This window comes from Roseomonas sp. HF4, assembly GCF_005222755.1.
GTDB lineage: Bacteria > Pseudomonadota > Alphaproteobacteria > Acetobacterales > Acetobacteraceae > Neoroseomonas.
Map to the genome: position 1 here is coordinate 104,393 of NZ_STGD01000004.1, position 21,032 is coordinate 125,424.

14 protein-coding genes are annotated in these 21,032 nt (G+C 72.9%); 11 read left to right on the forward strand and 3 right to left on the reverse strand.

All coding sequences use genetic code 11. From position 1 onward, the window contains the following. Nucleotides 1-40: 40 nt before the first annotated feature. Nucleotides 41-2,710, reverse strand: a complete 2,670-nt coding sequence (gene tssH, locus E8M80_RS07965) for a type VI secretion system ATPase TssH (protein WP_137125150.1) — start codon at nucleotides 2,708-2,710, stop codon at nucleotides 41-43. A gap of 149 nt (nucleotides 2,711-2,859) precedes the next feature. On the opposite strand from tssH, the gene tssA reads away from it, so the two are divergent. The 11 genes from tssA (at nucleotide 2,860) to E8M80_RS08020 (ending at nucleotide 15,370) form a co-directional block, all read left to right on the forward strand. Continuing rightward, entirely contained in the window at nucleotides 2,860-3,978 is a 1,119-nt protein-coding gene (gene tssA, locus E8M80_RS07970; protein WP_137125151.1) for a type VI secretion system protein TssA, read from the forward strand. Between the two features lie 124 nt (nucleotides 3,979-4,102). Beyond that, the gene (tssB, locus tag E8M80_RS07975) at nucleotides 4,103-4,609 is read left to right on the forward strand and encodes a type VI secretion system contractile sheath small subunit (protein ID WP_137125152.1); all 507 of its coding nucleotides are present in this window, start codon (nucleotides 4,103-4,105) and stop codon (nucleotides 4,607-4,609) included. Nucleotides 4,610-4,612: 3 nt separating this feature from the next. After that, nucleotides 4,613-6,109, forward strand: coding sequence for a type VI secretion system contractile sheath large subunit (gene tssC / locus E8M80_RS07980; RefSeq protein WP_137125153.1), 1,497 nt, complete (start codon nucleotides 4,613-4,615; stop codon nucleotides 6,107-6,109). 33 nt (nucleotides 6,110-6,142) lie between these two features. Further along, complete coding sequence (gene tssC, locus E8M80_RS07985; RefSeq protein ID WP_137125154.1) at nucleotides 6,143-7,705, forward strand: type VI secretion system contractile sheath large subunit; 1,563 nt, start codon at nucleotides 6,143-6,145, stop codon at nucleotides 7,703-7,705. Then, on the forward strand, nucleotides 7,702-8,487 hold the full coding sequence (locus E8M80_RS07990; protein WP_137125155.1) for a type VI secretion system accessory protein TagJ: 786 nt from the start codon (nucleotides 7,702-7,704) through the stop codon (nucleotides 8,485-8,487). Before tssC (E8M80_RS07985) ends, E8M80_RS07990 begins: the two co-directional genes overlap by 4 nt. 79 nt (nucleotides 8,488-8,566) lie before the next feature. Continuing rightward, nucleotides 8,567-9,061: a type VI secretion system baseplate subunit TssE gene (gene tssE, locus E8M80_RS07995; protein ID WP_137125156.1), complete on the forward strand. Its 495-nt coding sequence runs from the start codon at nucleotides 8,567-8,569 to the stop codon at nucleotides 9,059-9,061. Nucleotides 9,062-9,065: 4 nt separating this feature from the next. Continuing rightward, nucleotides 9,066-10,892: a type VI secretion system baseplate subunit TssF gene (gene tssF / locus E8M80_RS08000; RefSeq protein WP_137125157.1), complete on the forward strand. Its 1,827-nt coding sequence runs from the start codon at nucleotides 9,066-9,068 to the stop codon at nucleotides 10,890-10,892. Continuing rightward, nucleotides 10,889-11,980 (forward strand): type VI secretion system baseplate subunit TssG, encoded by a 1,092-nt coding sequence (gene tssG / locus E8M80_RS08005; protein WP_137125158.1) that lies wholly within the window; start codon nucleotides 10,889-10,891, stop codon nucleotides 11,978-11,980. The genes tssF and tssG overlap by 4 nt, the downstream gene beginning before the upstream one ends. Nucleotides 11,981-12,035: 55 nt before the next feature. After that, nucleotides 12,036-13,541 (forward strand): class I SAM-dependent methyltransferase, encoded by a 1,506-nt coding sequence (locus E8M80_RS08010; RefSeq protein ID WP_170979272.1) that lies wholly within the window; start codon nucleotides 12,036-12,038, stop codon nucleotides 13,539-13,541. A gap of 130 nt (nucleotides 13,542-13,671) precedes the next feature. Beyond that, nucleotides 13,672-14,364, forward strand: coding sequence for an OmpA family protein (locus tag E8M80_RS08015; RefSeq protein ID WP_137125160.1), 693 nt, complete (start codon nucleotides 13,672-13,674; stop codon nucleotides 14,362-14,364). 10 nt (nucleotides 14,365-14,374) lie between these two features. After that, entirely contained in the window at nucleotides 14,375-15,370 is a 996-nt protein-coding gene (locus tag E8M80_RS08020) for a hypothetical protein (RefSeq protein WP_137125161.1), read from the forward strand. Nucleotides 15,371-15,426: 56 nt separating this feature from the next. Here the strand turns inward: E8M80_RS08020 and E8M80_RS08025 are convergent, their stop codons facing one another. After that, entirely contained in the window at nucleotides 15,427-17,898 is a 2,472-nt protein-coding gene (locus E8M80_RS08025) for a serine/threonine-protein kinase (RefSeq protein ID WP_137125162.1), read from the reverse strand. Between the two features lie 125 nt (nucleotides 17,899-18,023). Continuing rightward, nucleotides 18,024-21,029 carry a CHAT domain-containing tetratricopeptide repeat protein gene (locus E8M80_RS08030; RefSeq protein WP_137125163.1) on the reverse strand — a complete coding sequence of 1,002 codons (3,006 nt, stop codon included), beginning with the start codon at nucleotides 21,027-21,029 and terminating at the stop codon, nucleotides 18,024-18,026. Nucleotides 21,030-21,032 lie beyond the last annotated feature (3 nt).

Sequence of the window (21,032 nt, forward strand, 5' to 3'; positions counted from 1 at the left end):
GGCTGGCCCGCTGCCGTCCCCTGGTGGGTGATCATATACCTCACGCGACGTCGTAGCGGAACGAGCCGTCGTCGTTCAGGCCCACCTTGACCTGAAGGATTTCATGCCCGTCCGCGAGGCGCCCGAGAATGCGCGCCGACAGTTCGGGCAGCACCGTCCTGCTGAGGATGTTGTCGATGTTGCGCGCGCCGGAGGAGACCTCCTTGCAGCGCTCGACCACCGCGTCGATCACCGCGTCGTCCACCTGCAGCGGCACATTGTAGGCTTCCTTGAGCCGCCGGCCGATGCTGCGCAGCTTGAGGCCCGCGATCTTCTTCAGGATCTCGGGCGGCAGCGGATAGTAGATGACGACGTTGGTGCGCCCGAGGAAGGCCGGCTTGAACGACTTGAGCAGGTCCGGCATCAGCGCCTCGCGCAGCTCGTTCGGCTCGGGTGCCATCTCGGGGTCGGCGCAGAGCTTGTCGATCGTGTCCGTGCCCGCGTTCGACGTCATGATGATGACGGTGTTGCGGAAGTCGATGTCGCGGCCTTCGCCGTCCTTCATCGCGCCCTTGTCGAACACCTGGAAGAAGACGTCCTGCACGCCCGGATGCGCCTTCTCCATCTCATCCAGCAGGATGACGGAGTACGGGCGCCGGCGCACCGCCTCGGTCAGCACGCCGCCCTCGCCGTAGCCCACGTAGCCGGGGGGCGAGCCCATGAGCAGGGAGACCTTATGCTCCTCCTTGAACTCGCTCATGTTGATGGTGGTCATGTTCTGCTCGCCGCCGTAGAGCAGGTCAGCCACCGCGAGCGCCGTCTCGGTCTTGCCGACGCCGGACGTGCCGGCCATCAGGAACACGCCGATGGGCTTGCGCGGGTCGGTCAGTCCGGCGCGCGACGTGCGGATCGCCTGCGCGATGGCATCGAGCGCATGGTCCTGGCCGACCACGCGCTCCATCAGGTGGTCCTTGAGCTTGAGGACCGTGTGGATCTCGTCGGACACCATCCGGCCCACGGGGATGCCGGTCCAGGTGCCGACCACGTCGGCGACCGCCTGGCCGTCCACCACCGGGAAGACCAGCGGCTCCTCGCCCTGCAGCTTGTGCAGCGTGTCGGCGGTCTCGCCGAGCTCCTTCTTGAGCGCCTCCGTGTCCACGGGTTCTGCGCTGCCGCCCGCGGGCTCGGGCATCGGCACCGCCGCCGCCTCGATCTGATGACGGAGGTCGCGCATCTTCGCGACGAGCGCCTTTTCCTCCTCCCAGCGGTTCAGCACCTCCTCGAGTTCGCCCGAGACCTTGGCGTGCTCCTGCTCGAGCGCCTCGCGCCGCGAGGTGTGGTCGGTGCCCGTCGCTTCCTCCCGCCGGATTGCGGCGAGTTCGGTATCGATCAGCGACAGCCGGCGCTGCCGGTCCTCGACCGGCGCGGGGATCGCGGCCTGCGACATGCCGACGCGCGCACACGCCGTATCCAGCAGCGACACGCCCTTGTCGGGCAGCTGGCGCGCGGGGATGTAGCGGGCGGACAGCTTGACCGCCTGGGTGATCGCCTCGTCCAGGATGCGTACCCCGTGGTGCTTCTCCAGCGTGCTCACGAGGCCGCGCAGCATGGCGCAGGCGAGCGGCTCCGACGGCTCCTCGACCTTGACCACCTGGAAGCGGCGGGTGAGTGCGGCGTCCTTCTCGAAGTACTTCTTGTATTCGGCCCAGGTGGTGGCCGCGATGCAGCGCATCTCGCCGCGCGCCAGCGCGGGCTTCAGCAGGTTCGCCGCGTCGTTCTGACCGGCCGCGCCGCCGGCGCCGATCAGGGTGTGCGCCTCGTCGATGAACATGACGATCGGCGTCGGCGAGGATTTGACCGCGTCGATGACACCCTTCAGGCGGTTCTCGAACTCGCCTTTCACGCCCGCGCCGGCCTGCAGCAGGCCCATGTCGAGCGAAAAGAGCTTCACGCCCTTGAGCGCGTCGGGGACGTCGCCGGACGCGATTCGCAGCGCCAGGCCCTCGACCACCGCTGTCTTGCCCACGCCGGCTTCGCCGGTGAGGATCGGGTTGTTCTGCCGCCGGCGCGTGAGGATGTCCACCATCTGGCGGATCTCCGCGTCGCGGCCGAGGATCGGGTCGATCTTGCCGCTTTTCGCGTGTGCGACGAGCTCCGTGCAGTACTGGTCGAGCGGTCCCCCCGCGCGCGGCGCCTCGCCGCCGGGCGCGCCGGGCGCCCCGGGCTCCGCGGATTCGGCGCTCGCCTCGGCGGCCTCCTCGCTGCCCTCGGCCAGCTCGCCGAGATTCCGGCGCACGGCATCGGCCGGCAGGTTGAGCAGCGACGGCGCGCTTTCCTTGACCACGCGCCCGAGCGTGTCGTCGTTCAGCAGCACGGCCAGCAGGTGGCCGGAGCGGATCTTCGGGCTCCCGCTCTCGAGGCTGGTCAGCAGCCAGGCCTCGCGCAGCCAGGTGACGATGTCGGGGGAGAGGGAGGGGGCGCGGGCATTGCCGGTCTTGAACCGGTCGAGTGCGCGGGTGATCTCGTTGGCCACGCGCCCGGCGTCCACGCCGCCCTTGCGAAGCACCGCCGAGACGTCCGAGCCCCCGGTCTCGACCAGCTTGAGCAGGACGTGCTCGACCTCGACGTTGTAGTGCGTGCGGGACAGGGTGAGCCCCGCCGCGGCCTCGAGCTGCCGGCGGCACAGCGCATTCATTCGGCCGACGAGGGATTTCAGGTCGATAGCAACCATGCCGGACGCGCCTTTTCTCGGTGTAGCGGCACGGCCCCCCGTCCGCGAGGCGTGACGTTAGGGGGGCGTGCGAAACGAGTCCAGCGTGCTAGCCTGCGTCGCCGCCCGGCCTGTCGCGCGGCGTGCGGGGCATCACACGGGAGTTCAGAATGGCTGCAGGGGTGCTCGATCTCGAGACGTTGCTGGCGCCGTTGCCGAGCGGCGACGGCGGCGGCGAGGATGTGCGCGAGGATTTCGCTCCGACCTCCATCTACCAGCGGATCCGGACGCAGCGGAACGATGCGCGAGCCGGCGAGCGGGCGATCGACGGGGACGACCCGGACGCGAACCCCGCCCTGGTGCAGGCGGCCTGGCGGGAAGTAAAGAAGCTCGGCATCGATTGTCTGACGAGCAAGGCTAAGGATTTCGAGGTGGCGGCCTGGATCGCCGAGGCGGTGATGCGCCTCGACGGCCTCCGCGGCCTTGCTGACGCCTCGAATCTGATCGCCGCCCTGTGCAACCAGTATTGGGAGAGCGGGTTCCCCCGCCTCGATGGGGAGGACGGGATCGACGGCCGCGGCGCCCCGATCGGGGGTCTGTCGGGGGACAACGCCGACGGCACGCTCATGGCCGCCATCAGGCGCTACCCGATGTTCCGCCGCGCCGACGGCGAACCCTGCGGCCTGTTCAACTGGCAGCGCGCCGAGGAAGCCGCCGGCATCGCCGACAAGGCCCGGAAGGAGGCGCGGCTCAAGTCCGGCGTGCCCGTCTTCGAGGATCTGCAGAACGAGGCGCGGGCGGATGTCCAGATGATCCGCGGCGTCGGCGCCGAGGCGCGGGCGGCGATGTCGGCCTGGACCGTGATGGATGCGGCGCTGAACGAGAAGTTCGGTGCCGACGCCCCGTCCACGCGGCGCGTGTCCGAGGCGCTGCAGGCCATCATCGATGTCAGCACCGCGATCGCCGGGGCGCCCGCCCCGGAGCCGGTGGAAGCAGAGGCGGGGGAAGCGATGCCCGAGGGAGACGCGGCGCCCGGCGCCGGGCCGGCGGCCGGGGCGGTTGCAGGGGCGCCACGCGCGCTCCGGACGCGGGAGGACGCGATCCGCCAGCTCGAGGACATCGCCGAGTATTTCCGCAAGACCGAGCCGCACTCGCCCCTGGCATTCACGCTGGACGACGCCGTGCGCCGCGCCCGCATGCCGCTGCCAGACCTGCTGGCCGAGATCCTGCCCGACCCGAATGCGCGCAAGACGATGCTCACGGTGCTCGGCATTCGGGTGACCGAATGAAGCAGGCTGTGACCCAGGCGACATCGCGAACCGCGGGATGCGTTGACCCCGGTCAGCCTGGGTGCGTAATCTCCCTACGGAATGAAACCGTTGGGGCGCGGACCTCGCCCGCAGGAGGAAGTCAATGAGCAGCGTGCATGACAAGCTCGCGCGGGTCCGCAAGCCGCGCGTCCACATCACCTATGAAGTCGAAACCGAAGGCGCCGCCATCGAGCGCGAGCTGCCCTTCGTGGTCGGCATCCTCGGCGATTTCGCCGGCGACCCGACGGAGCCGCTGAAGCCGCTGGCGGAGCGCAAGTTCGTCCAGATCGACCGCGACAACTTCAATGACGTGATGGCCCGCATCCAGCCCGGCCTGAACATCAAGGTCGACAACACGTTGGCGGGCGACGGCAGCCAGATGGCCGTCAACCTGAAGTTCCGGAGCATCGAGGATTTCGAGCCGACCCGCGTGGCGGACCAGGTGCCGGCGCTCAAGGCAATGCTCGAGACCCGTTCGAAGCTGCGCGACCTGATGTCCAAGGTGGACCGGTCGGACGAGCTCGAAGGCCTGCTCGAGCAGGTGCTGCAGGACAAGGACAAGCTGGACAAGCTGTCGGCCGAACTCGGCCTCGACAAGAAGGAAGGCTGACCGATGAGCGAATCCCAGGCTTCCGCCGCGGGCGCAGCGACGACGACCGAGGCCGAAGGCGGCCTCGGCCTGCTCGACCAGGTGATCGGCGCCACCAAGCAGACCGAGCGCGACCGCGCACAGGACCTGATCAAGGCCCTGACCGAGGAGGCGCTGAAGGGCACCATCACCTTCAGCCGCAACCTCTCGCAGACCTTCGACCGCGCGATCGCCGCGATCGACCAGAAGGTCAGCGAGCAGCTGAACCAGATCATGCACAATGAGCGGTTCAGCAAGCTCGAGGGCTCCTGGCGCGGCCTGCATTACCTGGTCCAGAACTCCGAGACCGGCACCTCGCTGAAGCTGCGCCTGCTGCAGATGAGCAAGCGCGAGATGTCGCGCGACCTGCAGCGCGCCGTCGAGTTCGACCAGTCGCAGCTGTTCAAGAAGATCTACGAGAACGAGTTCGGCACCCCGGGCGGCGAGCCCTACGGCGCTCTGATCGGCGACTACGAGTGGACGAACCACCCGGACGACATGGAGACGCTGCGCCTTGTCTCCTCGGTCGCGGCGGCGTCCTTCGCGCCGTTCATCTCGGCGGCCTCGGCGCAGCTCTTCGGCATGGACGACTACCGCGAGTTGTCGAAGCCGCGCGACCTCGCCAAGATCTTCGAGACGGCCGAATACACCAAGTGGCGCTCGCTCCGCGACACCGAGGACGCGCGCTTCCTCAACCTCGTGATGCCGCGCACCATCGCCCGCCTGCCCTACGGCTCCGCCACGGTGGCGATCGAGGAATTCAACTACGAGGAAGCTCCTTACGACGCCAACGGCAAGCCGAAGGCGATGGACCACAACCATTACTGCTGGATGAACGCGGCCTACGTGATGGGCGCCCGCCTGACGGACGCCTTCGCGCAGTACGGCTTCTGCGTCGCCATCCGCGGCGCCGAGGGCGGCGGCAAGGTGTCCAACTTGCCGACGCACGTCTTCACCTCGGACGACGGCGACAGCGACACCAAGTGCCCGACCGAGATCGGCATCACCGACCGGCGCGAGGCCGAGCTCTCCGGCCTCGGCTTCCTGCCGCTCTGCCACTACAAGAATACCGACTACTCGGTCTTCTTCGGTGCGCAGTCCGTGCAGAAGCCCAAGAAGTACGACCGGCCGGAGGCGACGGCGAACGCCGCCATCTCCGCCCGCCTGCCGTACCTCATGGCGACCAGCCGCTTCGCGCACTTCCTGAAGGTCATGGCGCGCGACAAGATCGGCTCCTTCATGGAGGCGTCCGACGTCGAGGTCTGGCTGAACCGCTGGATCAAGAACTACGTCAACACCAACGAGAAGGCGGGGCAGGAGATGAAGGCCCGCTATCCGCTGCGCGAGGCGAAGGTCGAGGTGAAGGAAGTGCCGGGCAAGCCCGGCGTCTACAACGCCGTCGCCTATCTCCGCCCGTGGCTGCAGATGGAGGAACTCTCCACCTCGATGCGCATGGTCGCGCGCATTCCGCAGAAGGCGTGATGCCGGCCGGGCGGGGCAGGGGGGTGCGGCGGCATGCCGCAGCACACCGGACCTGAACCGCCCGCGCCCCTCCGCGCACGCGTCCTCTCCGGCCGGTTCCTCGGCCATGGGTCGGGTGCCGGCGGTGCGGAGGGCATCGCAGCCTTCATCACCGAGCCATCCGCCGCTGCCTGCCTGCATGCGTGGTTCGGGCCGCGGCTGACCGATATCCTCCAGCATGACGGCAGCGCGCGAGGCCGGCGGCTCGCGATCGCGCGGCTCGAGGAAGCGGTCGACCGCGACATCGCGGCCCTCGACCGGCTGCTCGGCGCGCAACTCGATGCCGTACTGCACGACGAACGCCTGCGGCGCCTGGAAGGCGCGTGGCGCGGCGTCGCCTGGCTGACGGAGCGCGTGCCGTTCGGTGCGCGCATCCGCATCCGCATCATGTCGGCCCGGTGGGCCGAGCTCTGCCGGGACTTCGAGCGATCCATCGAGTTCGACCAGTCCGCCCTCTTCAAGGTCGTCTACGAAGGCGAATTCGGCACGCCCGGCGGCGAGCCCTTCGGCATGCTGCTCGCCGACTACGAGGTCCGCCATGCGCCCGGCCCGGGCAGCCCGACCGACGACATCGCGGGCCTCGACGGCCTCTCGACCGTGGCGGCGGCCGCGTTCGCGCCGGCGGTCATCGCGGCGCATCCCGCGCTGCTCGGCTTCGACACCTGGGCCGGCGTCAACCCGGCGGCCGACCTGACCGACGTGCTGCGCGCCGCGGACCGCGGGCGCTGGCGTGCGCTGCAGGGGCGGGACGATTGCCGGTTCCTTTCGGTCGTGCTGCCGCGGACGCTGGCGCGCGCCCCCTGGCCAGACAGCGGTACGCGGGAGGACCGCTTCCGCTACCGCGAATATGCGCCCAACTCCAATTCGCGCGTCTGGATGAATGCGGGCTTCGCATTGGCCGCCGCGGCGATCCGCGCCTTCGCGCGGACCTCGTGGCCGGCCGACGTGCGCGGGGCCGCCGTCTCGCGCGACCCGCAGGGCGGCGTCATCGAGGGCCTGCCGGCCGAGCGCCTCTGCGGCGACCCGCGCGACGCGCCCCTGCGGCCGCCGGTCGAGGTGGCGCTGACCGACGAACAGGAACGACAGGCGGTCGAGGCGGGCCTGCTGCCCTTCATCGGCCTCGAGCTCCTGCCCGAGGGCTCCTTCGCCGCGACCCCCTCGATCCACCGGCCGCCGCGCATGCAGGGCGACACCGCGACAATCGCCAACGCGAACCAGCGGCTGTCGGCCCAGTTCAACGCCATGCTCTGCGTCAGCCGCTTCGCCCATTGCGTGAAGCTGATGGGGCGGGACATGGTGGGGTCGTTCAAGACGCCGGAAGACATCCAGAGGCGGCTGCAGAAATGGCTGCAGGGCTTCACGAACATCTCGGCCGGCGGCGGCGACCAGGGGGCGAAGTACCCGCTGCGCGACGCACGCGTCGAGGTCGCGGAGAAGCCCGGCGCGCCGGGCGTCTATGGCTGCACCATCCAGTTGCAGCCGCACTACCAGTTGGACGAGGTGGGGGCGGCCTTCCGCCTCGTGACGGATCTCCAGGCGGCGAGGCAAGCAGCATGAGCACGGCAGGCGACGCATTCAAGGCGGGTGACATCGAAGGGGCGGTGGCCGCGGCCACCGCGGCCGTGAAGGCCGCCCCGCGCGAGGCGGGGCCGCGCTGGCTGCTCGCCGAGATGCTGGTCTTCGCAGGCGAACTCGAACGCGCGGACCGTGCGCTCGACGCCGTCATCGAGGAGACACCCTCGCCCACGGTCATGGAGTTCCGCCAGCTCATCCGCGGCGAGGTGGTGCGGCGCCAGGTCCTGCTTGAGGGCCGCGTGCCGAAGTTCCAGGGCGAGGACCCGACCGAGGCGCAGAAGGCCGGCGCGCGCGCCATCACCCTGCTGCGCGGCGGCGACCACGCGGGCGCCGCTGCGGCGGCCGCCGAATGCGAGCAGCTCCGCCCGCGCGTGGCCGGGAAGATCGACGGGGCCGGGTTCGACGATTTCCGCGACGCCGACGACATCTTCGCCGCCATGGTCGAGTGCCACACGGCGGGCGGGGAATATCTCTGGGTGCCGACCGAGCGGCTGCGCATGCTCTCCTTCGATGCGCCGAAGCGCCCGCGCGACCTTTTCTGGCGCCGCTGCACCATCGAGATGAAGGACGGCCAGGAAGGCATCGTCTACGTCCCGACGATCTACCCCTGGACGACCAAGGACATGCCGAACCCGCTGCGCCTCGGCCGCGGGACGGAATGGCAGGACGATGGCGGGCTGGTCCGTGGCCTCGGCATGCGCGAATTCCTGGTGGGCGAGGAGGCGAAGTCGCTCACGGAGATCGAGGAGATCGCCTTCGATTGACCCCGCGCCGCGCCATCGCCGCGATTTCCGCACCGGCCCCCGGCGACTGCCGCGCGCCTTCGCGACCGGAGCCAGCGCCATGAGCGACACAAGATCGAGCCCTCGCATCCGCCTGCCGTTGCTCGACCGGCTGCTCGACGCGGACCCCGACAGCCCACGCGACCCACCGCTGTCGCAGATGATCGCGGTGGAGCAGCTGCGCACCGCCGTGCGGCGCGACCTCGAGGCGCTGCTCAACGCGCGGCGACGGCGCCTGCCGCCGCCGCCGGGGCTCGCGGAGCTCCCGGTCTCCCCCGTCGGCTACGGCGTGCCGGACCCGACCGCGGGTTCCTTCACCGAGGAGGACCGCCGCACCGCCCTCTCGCGCGAGGTCCAGGCGACGATCCAACGCTTCGAGCCGCGCCTGACCAACGTGAAGGTGCAGCTGCGCAAGGACGAGCGCGATTCCGTCGACCGCGTGCTGCGCCTCAGGATCGAGGCGATCCTGCGCACCGACCCGGTGCCCGAGCACATCTCCTTCGAGACGCTGGTGCGGCCGACGACGCTCGACGTCGCCGTGCGCGAGGCCCGCTGACCGCATGTCCGAGAGCCTGCTCCCCTACTACAACCGCGAGCTTTCCGCGATCCGCAAGCTGGCGGGCGAGTTCGCCGACGCCTACCCCAAGGTCGCCGCCCGCCTGCGCGTGACGCCCGACGCGGTGGACGACCCCTATGTCGAGCGCCTGCTCGAAGGGGTCGCCTTCCTGGCCGCGCGGGTGCAGCAGCGCCTCGACGACGAACTGCCCGAGTTCAGCGAGACGCTGCTCGAGATGCTCTCGCCGCACCTGCTCTCGCCGGTGCCGTCCATGACGACGCTGAAGTTCGGCGCGGCGCCGGATGCGCAGGGCCCCACGCGCGTGCCGCGCGGCCTGCTGCTCGAGACCGACCCCGTGCGCGGCGAGCCGGTGCGCTTCAGCACGTGCCACGATGTCACCATCTGGCCGCTCGCGATCGAGACCTTCCGCCTCGGCGGCCAGCCCATCGCCGCGCCGGCCAACAACCGCGTGCAGGGCGCGATGGCGTGCCTGCGCATCGGCCTGCGCACCACGACGCCCGACCTGCCGATCGCGAAGCTCGGCCTCGACCGGCTGCGCCTGCACCTGCGCGGCGTCGGCGCCCAGCCGGCGCTGCTGCACGAACTGCTCTGCACCTCGACCGTCGGCATCGCGCTGGCGGACGGGCCGGCCGACCCGCGCCCCACGCTGCTCGACCCGGAATGCCTGCAGCCCGGCGGCTTCGCGGCGGACGAATCCGCGCTGCCCTGGCCGAACCGCTCCTTCGCCGGCTACCGGATGCTGACGGAGTGGTTCGCCTTCCCCGAGAAGTTCCTCTACATCGATCTCGCCGGCCTCGAGGCGCGTACGATGCTGCAGGAGAACGGCAAGCTCGACATCTTCATCTACCTCAACCGCGCGATGCCGGAACTCGAGCGCGTGCTGGCGCCGGAGAACGTGGCGCTCGGCTGCACGCCCGCGATCAACGTCTTCCCGCATCGCTGCGAACCCATCCCGCTCGACGGCACGCAGTCCGAATGGATGGTGATGCCCGATGCCCGCCGCCCCGCCGCGCTCGAGGTGTATGCGATCGAGCAGGTGCGCGAGAGCCGGCCGGACGGCACGCGGCGTCCGGTGCTGCCCTTCTACCGCCTGGGCCGGGAGCACGAGGACAGCGACAGCGTTGCCGCGGCCAACTTCGTCACCTTCCGCCGGGGCGCGACGCCGCCGATCGGCGGCACCCAGACCTGGATCGAGCTGCGCGATTCCGGCTTCGACCCGATGCGCCCGGCCGATGGCGTGCTGACCGTCGAGGCGCTCTGCTGCAACCGCGACCTGCCCGTGCTGCTGCCCTTCGGCGCGGGCCAGCCGCGGCTGCGCGTCACGCAGGGCGGCATGCCGATCGCGTCGGTGGACTGCCTTTCGCCGCCGACGCCCACACTCCGCCCGGGGCTGAACGACCGCGGCGCCTGGCGGCTCATCTCGCATCTCGCGCTCAACCATCTCTCTGTCACGGGGGGGGAGGCGGGGGCGGCGGCGCTGCGCGAGATCCTGCGCCTGCACGACCTGCGCGACACCGCCGAGACGCGCGCGGCGCTCGGCGCGCTGGTCTCGGTGGACACGAAGCCCGGCGTCGCGCGCCTGCCTGGCGGGCGTGCGGGGTCCTTCGCGCGCGGCCTCGACGTGACGCTCACCTTCGACGCGCAGGCCTGGTCGGCTGCCGGACTCTATCCCCTCGCGCAGCTGCTGGAGCGCTTCCTGGCGCTGCAGGTCTCGGTCAACGGCTTCTCCCGCACCCTTGTCGCGCTGCGCGGCCGGCCCGGCCATGTCGCGCGCTTCGCGCCGCGCAGCGGCACCCGGACGCTGCTGTGAGCGACCGGCCCGAGGCCGAGGAGCCACCGGTCGAGGCGCTGCCCGACATCGAGACGCTCGAGGTCGCGACGCCCGAACGGGCGGAAGCCGCCCGACCCGCGCCGGAACCGCCGCCCTCTCCCGTCCTGACGCCCCGCGCCCCGGCCGACCGACTGCGCGAGGACCCGACCCGCTTCGACCTTGACCAGGCGGTCGCCGTCACCCTCGCCGCCAACGGCAAGGCCGCGGGACCCGAGGACCTGCTGCTTCGCAGCGCGCCACGGCTTGGCATGCCGGGCGGTCCCGTGGTCGCCGCGCGGCCCGAGGAGGGCGACCTCACCCTCGGCACGCTCGGCCTGGTCGGCTCCGGCGGCGTCCTGCCGCGTCACCACACGGCCATGGTCGCGGCCGAACAGCGCAAGCGCTCGACCGCGCTCGCCGCCTTCCTCGACATGCTGGCGCGCCGCACGGTCGGCCTCTATCCCAAGGCCGGCACCAAGTACCGCCCGACGCGGGACCCGGATCCGACCTCGCGCGCGCTGTCCGCCGCCATCGGCATGGGCACGCGCCATCTCGACGGGCGGATGCCGATCCCGCACGAGGACCTGCTGTTCCACGCAGGCAACCTCGCCTCCCGCACCCGCAGCGCCGAGCGGCTGCGCTCGATGCTGGAGGCCGAGACCGGCCGGCCCGTCGAGATCGAGGAATTCGCCGGCGGCTTCGTCCGCCTGCCGGAAGCCGAGCAGACGCGCATGCCGACCGGGCGCGGGGTGCCGCAGCACTGCGCCCTCGGCGTCTCGGCGACCGCGGGTTCCATGGTGTGGGATCCGCAGGCGCGCTTCGTCATCCGCTTCGGCCCCTTGGCGCGCGCGGAATTCGAGGCGCTGCTGCCCGGCACGCCGGCCTGGCTGACGGTCACGCAGCTCGCGCGGCTGTTTGTCGGCCCGGACACCGCCTTCGCGGTCAACCTCGTGCTGCGGAAGGACGAGGTGCCCGAGGCTTCGGCCGGCGGTGGCGCCCGGCTGGGCTGGTCCACCTGGACCGTCGCGTCCCGGCCGCGGGCGAAGGATGCGCAGGACGCGCTGTTCGAGCCGCGCGAGGTCGTATGACGCCGCCGCGCCGCCCGCCCGCACGCCCGAGGTTGCGCAACTGAGGAGAGCCGAGGTGTCCGAGGCCAAGACGCACTATTCCGCGGCGGATGTCCGCTACGTCGCCGCCTTCGATGCGAACGCCTCGCCGGCGCGGCTGCACTTGGCGCTGGCGCTCGCCGACACCGCCTGGAACCCGGCCGACAGGGACCGCCTGACGGTGGTCGACATCGGGTGCGGGCGCGGCCTGACGCCCTGCGTGCTGGCCGCCGCCAATCCCGGCTGGGACGTCATCGGGATCGACCTGCAGCCCGTCCATGTCGCGGAGGCGCGGGAGATCGCGGCCGAGGCGGGTCTCGACAACGCCCGCTTCATCGAGGCCGATCTCGCGGAGCTTGACGAGGATGGCTGCGCCGGCCTGGTGCCCGAGATCGACATCGTCATCTGCCACGGCGTCTGGACCTGGGTGCCCGATTCGGTCCGGCAGGGCATCGTCCGGTTGCTGAAGTCCCGCGTGCGCGCCGGCGGCATCGTGCTCATGGGTTACAATTCGCTGCCGGGCTTCTCCGACTGCATCGTGCTGCAGCGCGTGCTCCGGGAAGCCGCGCGCGGCGTCGCGGGCACCGAGGCGGAACGCGGCGCCCACGCGCTCGGCGTGCTGGAATGGCTGCGCGAGGCGGGCGCGGCTTACCTGCCGGACCCGAATGTGCTCGACAAGATCATCAGGACCGCGCGCGTGGCCCCCGCCTACATGGCGCATGAATGGTTCAGCGAGTTCTGGCGCCCGGTGTTCCACGCCGATCTCGCGCGCGACCTGGCGGCAGCGCGGCTCGACTACGCCGGCCCGGTGCGGCCTTCGGCGGGCCTGGTCGAACTGCAACTGCGCCCCAGGCAGCAGGCCGCGCTGGCGAGCCCCCCGGCAGGCATGGACCGGGAGACACTGGTCGACTGCTTCCTCGACCGCCGCTTCCGCACCGACATCTTCGTGCGCGGCCGGCGCGCCGGCGGGCTGCAGGCCCTCGGGGACATCCGGTTCGCGCTCGGCGTCGATCCTGCGGGGGCAGCGGTCATGAGCCTCGGCACCCAGGTCGGCGTCGCGAGCCTGAGCGAGGCGCAGCACCGCGCGATCGTCGGCGCGCTGACCGACGGCCCGAGGCGCCTGCGCGACCTGGCTGCGCTGCCCGAGGCCGCCGGCCTCACCCCGTCCGACATCGCCCTGATGCTGTCCGAGACCTTCACGGCGCATCCGCTCTGGCGTGACCCGCCGTCGGACCCCGAGTTGGCGAGGCGCGCCGCGCGCTGCAACGCGACGCTGGTGCGACGCCTGCTGCGCGAGGCGCAGGCGGGTGCCGCGCCGCTCGGTGCGGTGGTGCCCGCCTTCGGCAGCGGTTTCGCCATGCCGGCGCCGGACCTCGCCCTCGTGGTCGCCCTGCAGTCCGGCGCGCCGGCCGACCCCGATCACCTTGCACCGCGCCTTTCCCCGCGGCCGGACGACCCGGAAGCGGTTGCGGTTCTTCGGGCCGCGATCGCGGGGACGCTCGACCATCATCTGGCGCCCTGGCGGGCACTGGGACTCCTGTGACCGCCCCGCAGCGAGTCACGGGCGGCCTGCCCGCGCGGCCGCGCCCGCCGCCCTGTCCCGCCATGAAGCGCTTCCGATGCGCCGCCGGCGCCGCCGTGCTATCCCTCGTCATCATGAAGGAGGTCTCGCCATGACCCGTTCGCTTCTCCTCGCCGGCGCCGCCGTTCTCGCCTTCGTCGCAGGCTCCCCTGCCGCGATCGCGCAGTCCGACCCGGCGGCCCTGCAACTGATCGAGCGGCTGCGCCCGCAGGCCGGGGGCCAGACGCGCGGCATCCGCGTGCCGGGCGCCGCCCCGGCCGGCGCCGCGCCGAGCGCCCCGGTGCAGCCCGCCCCGGTCTTCACCGCCCCTTCCTCCGGGAGCACGTCGGGCGCTTCCGTCGCCGGGCCCGGCGCACCGACCGCGCGCCCGCCGGAGACCGCGCGGCCGAGCCAGGCCGTGGCCCGCCCGCCTGTGCGCGAGACCACGGCGGATGCGCCCTCCGCCTCGATCACCGTGACCTTCGCCTCGGGCTCGGCGGCGCTGACCCCGCAGGCGGAACAGGCACTGGCCCCGCTCGGCCGCGCACTGACCTCGCAGGATCTCTCGGGCTTCCGCTTCCGGATCGAGGGGCATACCGACACCGTCGGCAGTGCCGAACTGAACCAGGCCCTGTCCGAGCGCCGTGCCGCCGCGGTGCGCGACTTCCTGATCCAGCGCTATGGCGTCAGCCCGTCGCGCATCGAGGCGGTCGGACTCGGGCAGACGCAGCTCCTGGTGCCGACGCCCGACAACACGCCCAATGCGCGCAATCGCCGCGTGCAGGTCGTGAACATCGGCAGCTGATGGCCTCGGCGTGACGGCGGACCCGGACGCGACCGTCGCCCTGCCGCGGCCGAGGGCGGTCGCCGCCTCGGCCGCGCAACCCGGCGCGGCGGCGGCGCAGGGCCGCAGGCGGGCAGGGCCAATCGCGGCCATCCTGGCCGGGCTGGCGGTGCTCGCCCTGGCAGTCGGCGCGGCGCTCTGGTGGTGGGTCATCCCGCGCGAAGGGCCGGCCGAGCCGCCGCCCAAGCCCGAAACGCCGGCACTCGTCCGGCCGCTGCCGGCGCCGGAGGCACCGCGCCTCGCTTCGGCCGACGCCATCCTCGGCCATCGCGCGACGGCGCCCACGGTGTTCCGGCTTGCCGATAACCCGGGCGTGCTCGTCTTCGACTTCCCCGACCTCGACCAGCAGGGCGCGATGTTCAACCGCGCCGCCGCGCTGATCGAGAAGGCGGGACAGCCGCGCGACCGCGTGCTCGACGACGCCGCCCTGGCCGCCGCCATCGCGCGCAGCGGCGACACGCCGGGCACCTATTACTTCGGGCACAACTACCGCGGCCGCGACCTCGACCGCTTCTTCGCCCTGGCCGAGCGCGACGGCATCGCGCTCGGGCCGGCCGAACGGCGCCTGCGGGAGGAACTGCAGCGCATGCGTCGCATCATGCCGACGGGGGAGGATTTCGCCGTCATCAGCGTCCCCGGCCTGGAGGCGCGGGTCGATGCCGCGATGCGCCGCGCGATCCTCCACCACGAGATCGGCCACGGGCATTTCTTCACCATGCCCGCCTTCGCCGCGCATGTGGCCGAGGTGTGGCGTGACGTCTTCACCGAGGCCGAGCGCGCGGCTTTCCGGGTCTTCCTCGAGCGCGAGGGCTACGACCCCTCGATCGAGGAGGTGATGATGAACGAGGCGATGGCCTACCTCATCTATACGCCCGACCCGCGCTTCTTCACGCCCGCCCATGCCGGCCTGACCGACGCGCGGGCCGAGGAATTGCGCGCCGCCCTGCGCCGCGCCGCGCCGCGGTAGGCCGATCGCAGCCGGCCCTGCGTCGCGGCAGGGCGGGCGGCGCGGGCCGCCGGGTCTCAGCGCTGCTGGATCGTCTCGACCACCACGGGCCTGACCACGACCCGCGTGCCGCTCGCCCGCGCGTTGCGCAGCGCGGCGCCCAGGGCGGCGAGATAGTCCCCCTGCGATTCCACGATCGGCCGCGAATTGCCGAAGAGCGGCCGGTCGGAGGCGATGATGACGGCAAGGTCGGTGCCGAAGGGTTCGTCCACCTCCCAGCCCGTGAAGGTGCCGGCGGGCTCGCCCAGCCGTATGCGCGCGCCGGCCTGCTGGAGGGCCGAGGGCACGAGGTTCGCCACCTCCCCCGACTTCATGAAGTAGGCGACATAGAGATGCGCCGGCCAGTCGGGCATCTGGATGTCGAGACGCATCAACTCCCCCTTCTGGAGCGGCGTCTGGCCGACCACCTCGACGGAAGGCGCGGCACCGGCCGGGCCGAGCGCCGGGCGCAGCAGGTCGAGCGCAGGGCAATAGGGGCCGTCGAAGGTGGTCAGCGTCAGGCGTGCCGCGTCCTCGGGCACGCCGCGCGCGGCGAGGTCCCGCCGGATGGCCGCGTCGTCCCCGCGTCGCACCACGCCGGCCAGCGTCATGGTCCGGTCGCTGGCCGACCAGGCGATCAGCGAGCAGGGCGTGCCGGTGGCGAGAGCCTGCGCGGCGGCGCGCAGGTCGAGGCGGGCAAGGGCCAGCTGCTGCCGCGCCGCCTCCTCGCGCGCCGCCTGGTCCCGCGCCGCGGCGTCGCGTGCGGCCTGGTCGCGGGCAGCCTGCTGTTCTCGCGCCGCCTGGTCGCGTGCGGCCCGTTCGCGTGCGGCCTGGTCCCTCGATGCGGCGTCGCGCGCCGCCTGCTCGCGGGCGGCCTGTTCCCGCGCCGCCGCCTCGCGCGCCACCGTTTCGCGCAGGGCCTGCTCGCGCGCTGCCTGCTCGCGGGCGGCCGCCTCCCGCGCCGCGGCCTCGGCGGCGGCCCGTTCGCGTTGCGCCTGCTCGCGCGCTGCCTGGTCGCGCAGCGCCTGTTCGCGCGCTGCCTGCTCGCGGCCCGCGGCTTCCCGTGCCGCGGCCTCGGCGGCGGCGCGCTCACGCTGTGCCTGCTCCCGCGCCGTGGTGTTGCGGGCGGCGGCCTCGCGCTGTGCGGCCTCGCGTGCCGCGGTTTCGGCTGCGGCCTGTTCGCGCGCCGCCTGGGCCTGCACGGCCGCCTGCCGGGCCTGGGCGTCGGCTGCGGCCTGTTCGCGCGCCGCGGCTTCGCGCGCGGCCTGTTCCCGCCCGGCCTGCTCGCGTGCGGCGGCCTGCTCGCGCGCTGCGGCCTCGCGCGCTGCGGCCTCGCGCGCGGCCTGTTCCCGTGCCGCCTGTTCGCGCGCCGCGGCTTCGCGCGCCGCGGCCTCCCGGGCGGCGGTCTCGGCGGCGGCCTGCTCCTGGCGCTGGCGCTCGAGCACCGCGGGATCCGGTCCGGCGCCGGGCCCGGCGACGAAGAACCAGGCGGCGCCGGCCGCGACCAGGAGCGCGCCGGCGCCGCCGGCGATCAGCCCGATCGGCGCGCCCTTGCCGCCGGATGCCGCCGTCGTGGGCGAGGGCGAGCGCGATGCGGTGGCGCTGCTGCCGGACGGCGCCGGCGGGCGGGCGCTGACGATCGTCGCGTCCTCGTTCAGCCCGGGCAGCCCTGTGGGCTCGGGCGCGGCGGGCGCCGTGACCGCGGCGCGGATGGCCTCCGCGAACTCCGCGGCGGAGCGGAAGCGGTCGTCCGGCCGCTTGGCCAGCGCGCGCGAGATCACGGCATCGAAGCCGCGCGGGGTCGTGACGGACAGTTGCGACGGCGGCGGCGGCTCGGTGTGCAGCGCCTTGTGCATCACGGCCGAGAAGCCGCCCTCGAAGGGCTTCTCACCGGTCAGCAACTGGTAGAGCATGACGCCCGAGGCCCAGATGTCGGCGCGCAGGTCGACCGGCTCGCCACGGAACTGCTCGGGCGCCATGTAGGAGGGCGTGCCGATCAGCGTGCCGACCTGCGTCATCGAGGAATTCTCGAGCCGGGCGATGCCGAAATCGGCGATCTTCACCTGGCCGTCGGTCGTCATCATGATGTTGCCGGGCTTGATGTCCCGGTGCACCACGCCGCGCTGGTGGGAATAGTGCAGGCCGGCGCAGACCTCGCCCATGATCCGCACGATCTCGGGGATCGTGAAGCGTTCCTGCTTGTCGAGCCGGCCCTTGAGGCTGCCGCCCTCCACCAGCTCCATCACGATCCAGGCCTGGGAGGCGTTCTCCCCGTAGTCGTAGACGCCGACGATGTTCGGGTGCGACAGCCGGCCCGCGGCCTGGGCTTCGCGCCGGAAGCGGGCATGTGCCTCGACGGCCTCGGGGTCGGTATCGGTCGGGCGGTTGACGACCTTGATCGCGACGCGCCGCTCGATGATGCGGTCGACGGCGTCGTAGACGGTGCCCATGGCGCCGGCGCCGAGCGTGCCGCGCACCTCGTATTTCTGGTTCAGCTCGGCTGGCAGCATTGGTTCTCGCAGTCTCCGGCATCCGGCATCCGCACCGGGGCGATGCTACAGCCTCCCTGCGCGGATGTCGTCATTGCGCATCGGGTCTGTCCCGGACCGGCGGCAGGCCCCGCCGGCATCGGGCGTCAGAGCCGGGCCGGAGCCGGGCCCGCGGCGGTGCCACCGGCCGGCGCGCCGCTGCGCCGGCCGTCGCCGATCAGGACGAAGGGCGCCCAGTAGTAGGGATGCGCAAAGGCCGCCGGCAGTGCGCGGCCCGCTTCCTCGACCATCAACATCTGCGCCCCGCGCAGTGCCGCGGCCGAGGTCGCGCCCGCCTGCTGGCGGCGGAGGGTGTCGGCGACCGTGAGCGCCGCCGCGGCATCGTCGACCGCCCAATGCGTCACCATCAACCCGCGTGCGCCGGCATAGAAGAAGGCGCGCGCCAGGCCCGACAGCGCCTCGCCACCGCCCTCCCCGCTGGGGCCGCCCGTGTTGCAGGCGGACAGGATCACGAGGTCGGCGTCCATCTTGAGGTCGAGCACCTCGCTCGCCTTGAGGAAGGCCGGGTCGGCCGAAGGCGCGCCGCCCGGGGGCGATGCCACGATCGCGGGCTCCGGCAGGCAGGAGAGCTCGCCCGGCAGCAGTGCATGCGTCGCGAGATGCACGATGCGATACTGGTCGAGCCGTTGCCGCCGGAGGGACGGCAGCGTGAACTCCGCCCCCAGGATCGCCCGGTCGGCCGCGGCGCCGAGCAGCTGGCGGGAGGTCAGCACCTCCGCCCGCGTGCCCGGCAGGCGGCCGAGCTGCGCCGCGAGGCGCGCATCCTGCCCGCAGCGGTCCGCCGGGAAGGATCGGGCGTACTGCGCTGCCGATGGCGGCACGAAATCGCCAAAGCCGACATAGGGCAGGGGGGCCGAGGACCCCGGGCCGGCCGCACGCAGCGTGACCAGCGTCTGCGGGCTCGGGACATGCACGATGGCGTGGTTGCGGATCAGCCAGGGCGCGCCGACCAGCGCGTCGGCATCGGTCGGCGCGGCCAGCAGCATCCCGAAGGGCAGGGCCAGCAACGGGCCGTCCGGCGCGACGATCAGCGTCTCCGCGCCCTGCAGCATGGGCAGGAGCGGCGCGACCAGAAGGCGATGCAGCTCGTGCGCCGCCGCGGTGTCGAAGCGCGGCACGCCGGCCGCGCCGATCTCGCTCGAGCGCCGGACGCGGGTCACGAGAGCGGCGACCGCCTCCTCGCCGGCCGGGATACGCCGCGCTTCCACGCGACCGCCCCGCACGGCCAGCACGAAGCCCTCGCGCGGGCCGAGAAGCATGGTGAGCAGCGCCTCGTCGCCGCCGAGGATGCGGGCGACGCTGTCCGCGTCCACCGCCGCCAGCAGCAGCTGCCGGTAGCCCGGCGCCGCGGAGGCGACCTGGCTCTCGGCATCCGCCCGGCGCTGCTGCGCGGCCGCGATGCGGTCGTCGAGCGCCGCGTTCTGCGCGCCCGAGGCGTCGCGTTCGGCGAACAGTTCCCGCAGTTCGCGGTCGGCGTCCTGCAGGCCACGTACCGCGCCCTGGACCGCAGGGTTGCCCTCCGACGCGCCGAGGCGGGCCGAGGCCTGCTGCACGTAGCGCGCCGTGCTGCTGCGCTGGGCGAGCTGCGCGGCGCCGAACATCTCGGCCCGCAGCGCCGCCGCCTGACCCGGGTTGGCGGCGACCTCCCGGTCGAGCGCGTCGAGGTAGGGCACAACCAGCGCGACCGAGAGGCCGATCTGCCGTGCCCGCAGGATCGCTGCGCCCGCACGGAAGGCGGTCAGGGCCTGTTCGCGGCGGCCAGCCCGGAGCCGCTGCTGGCCAGCGAGGAACAGCGTCACGGCCTCGGGCCGCTCGCCGGGGGCCGCGACGCCGAAGCGGTTCGCCGCCCGTTCGAGGAGCTGTGCCGCCGCCTCGGTCCGGCCGCGGCGGATGTCGGTGCCGGCCTCGGTGCGCAGCGCCCGGCCGATCATCATGTTGGGTTCGAGCCCGGCGCGCCGCAGGACGTCGCGCGATTCGTCGACCAGCGTCGCGGCTTGCTCGGCCTGGCCGGCGCGGGAGAGCGCGACGGCGCGGTTGCGCTTCGCCTCCGCAAGCCCGAGCACGGCCGACTGCACCAGCGGGTCGGCGACCAGGAGCAGCGTGTCGCCTTCGCGCGGCTGGTTGCGGTTGGGCACGAGCGCCTCGTAGCCGGCCTCCGCCTGGAGCAGCAGCGCCGCCGCCGCCCGGGGGTCGTCCGAATTGAGCGCGTGGAGGCCACGGTAATGCAACACGCGGGCCGGGGTGGCCGGGTCTGCCGCGCGCGGGGCGAGCGTCCCGGCGCGGTCCAGCAGCACCTGCGCCTCCGCCAGCCGCTTCTGGTTGGACAGGTTCACGGCGAGGTGGAGCATCGCGGTCGCGACGTTCGGGTTGTCGCGGCCTAGCACGCGTTCCTGCACCGCCAGCGCCGCACGGTAGGCGTCCTCGGCGGCGGCGAAGTTCTCGGTCTGGTTCAGGTCGCGCCCGAGCGCCATGAGCTGCTCGTAGCGGCCGACATCGGTGGCGCCGAAGGCATCGGCGGACAGGCGCGCGACCGCGAGCTCGAGCGCGGCCGAGCGCCCGCCGCCGCCGCCGCCACTCCCCGCCGAGCGCCCGGCGGCGAGCCGTTCGATCACCGGCATCGCGGTCGCAACGCCGTCGGCCACGACCGGCCCCGAGGGGCCCGCGGTCACGACGGCGACATGCGGCCAGCCGCCCGCGCGGCGCGTGCAGGCGAGCAGCCGGGCCGGGGTGCCGCCCGCTGTCGTCGTGCGCGTCGGCGGGCCGCAGGCGACGCGCTGGTCGAGCCAGTTGCGCCAGAGCCCGGAGGAGGCGATGGCGTCGAGGTCGGCCTCCGTCGTGCCGCCCGCGAGTTCGAGGATCCGCGCCGCGGGCTGCGTCCAGCCGCCGCAGAACACCTCCCGGGCCCGCAGCACCTCGCGGTCGGCCGGAAGGGGGCGGCCGGGCTGGACCTGGCAGGGCTCGTTGCGGGCATCCGTGCCGGCCGGCTCGCCCGCCGTGGCGGAGGCCGAGCGGGTGACGTAGGCATCGGGCGGGGGTTCCCCGCAGGCCGCGAGGCCGAGGAGGGCGATGCAGGCGGCGACAGGGGCGCGCACGGC

What these genes read in the sequence shown, in the direction of transcription:
- tssH (WP_137125150.1), bottom strand. Translation starts at nt 2,710, where the DNA reads ATGGTTGCTATCGACCTGAAATCCCTCGTCGGCCGAATGAATGCGCTG.
- tssA (WP_137125151.1), top strand. Translation starts at nt 2,860, where the DNA reads ATGGCTGCAGGGGTGCTCGATCTCGAGACGTTGCTGGCGCCGTTGCCG.
- tssB (WP_137125152.1), top strand. Translation starts at nt 4,103, where the DNA reads ATGAGCAGCGTGCATGACAAGCTCGCGCGGGTCCGCAAGCCGCGCGTC.
- tssC (WP_137125153.1), top strand. Translation starts at nt 4,613, where the DNA reads ATGAGCGAATCCCAGGCTTCCGCCGCGGGCGCAGCGACGACGACCGAG.
- tssC (WP_137125154.1), top strand. Translation starts at nt 6,143, where the DNA reads ATGCCGCAGCACACCGGACCTGAACCGCCCGCGCCCCTCCGCGCACGC.
- E8M80_RS07990 (WP_137125155.1), top strand. Translation starts at nt 7,702, where the DNA reads ATGAGCACGGCAGGCGACGCATTCAAGGCGGGTGACATCGAAGGGGCG.
- tssE (WP_137125156.1), top strand. Translation starts at nt 8,567, where the DNA reads ATGAGCGACACAAGATCGAGCCCTCGCATCCGCCTGCCGTTGCTCGAC.
- tssF (WP_137125157.1), top strand. Translation starts at nt 9,066, where the DNA reads ATGTCCGAGAGCCTGCTCCCCTACTACAACCGCGAGCTTTCCGCGATC.
- E8M80_RS08015 (WP_137125160.1), top strand. Translation starts at nt 13,672, where the DNA reads ATGACCCGTTCGCTTCTCCTCGCCGGCGCCGCCGTTCTCGCCTTCGTC.
- E8M80_RS08025 (WP_137125162.1), bottom strand. Translation starts at nt 17,898, where the DNA reads ATGCTGCCAGCCGAGCTGAACCAGAAATACGAGGTGCGCGGCACGCTC.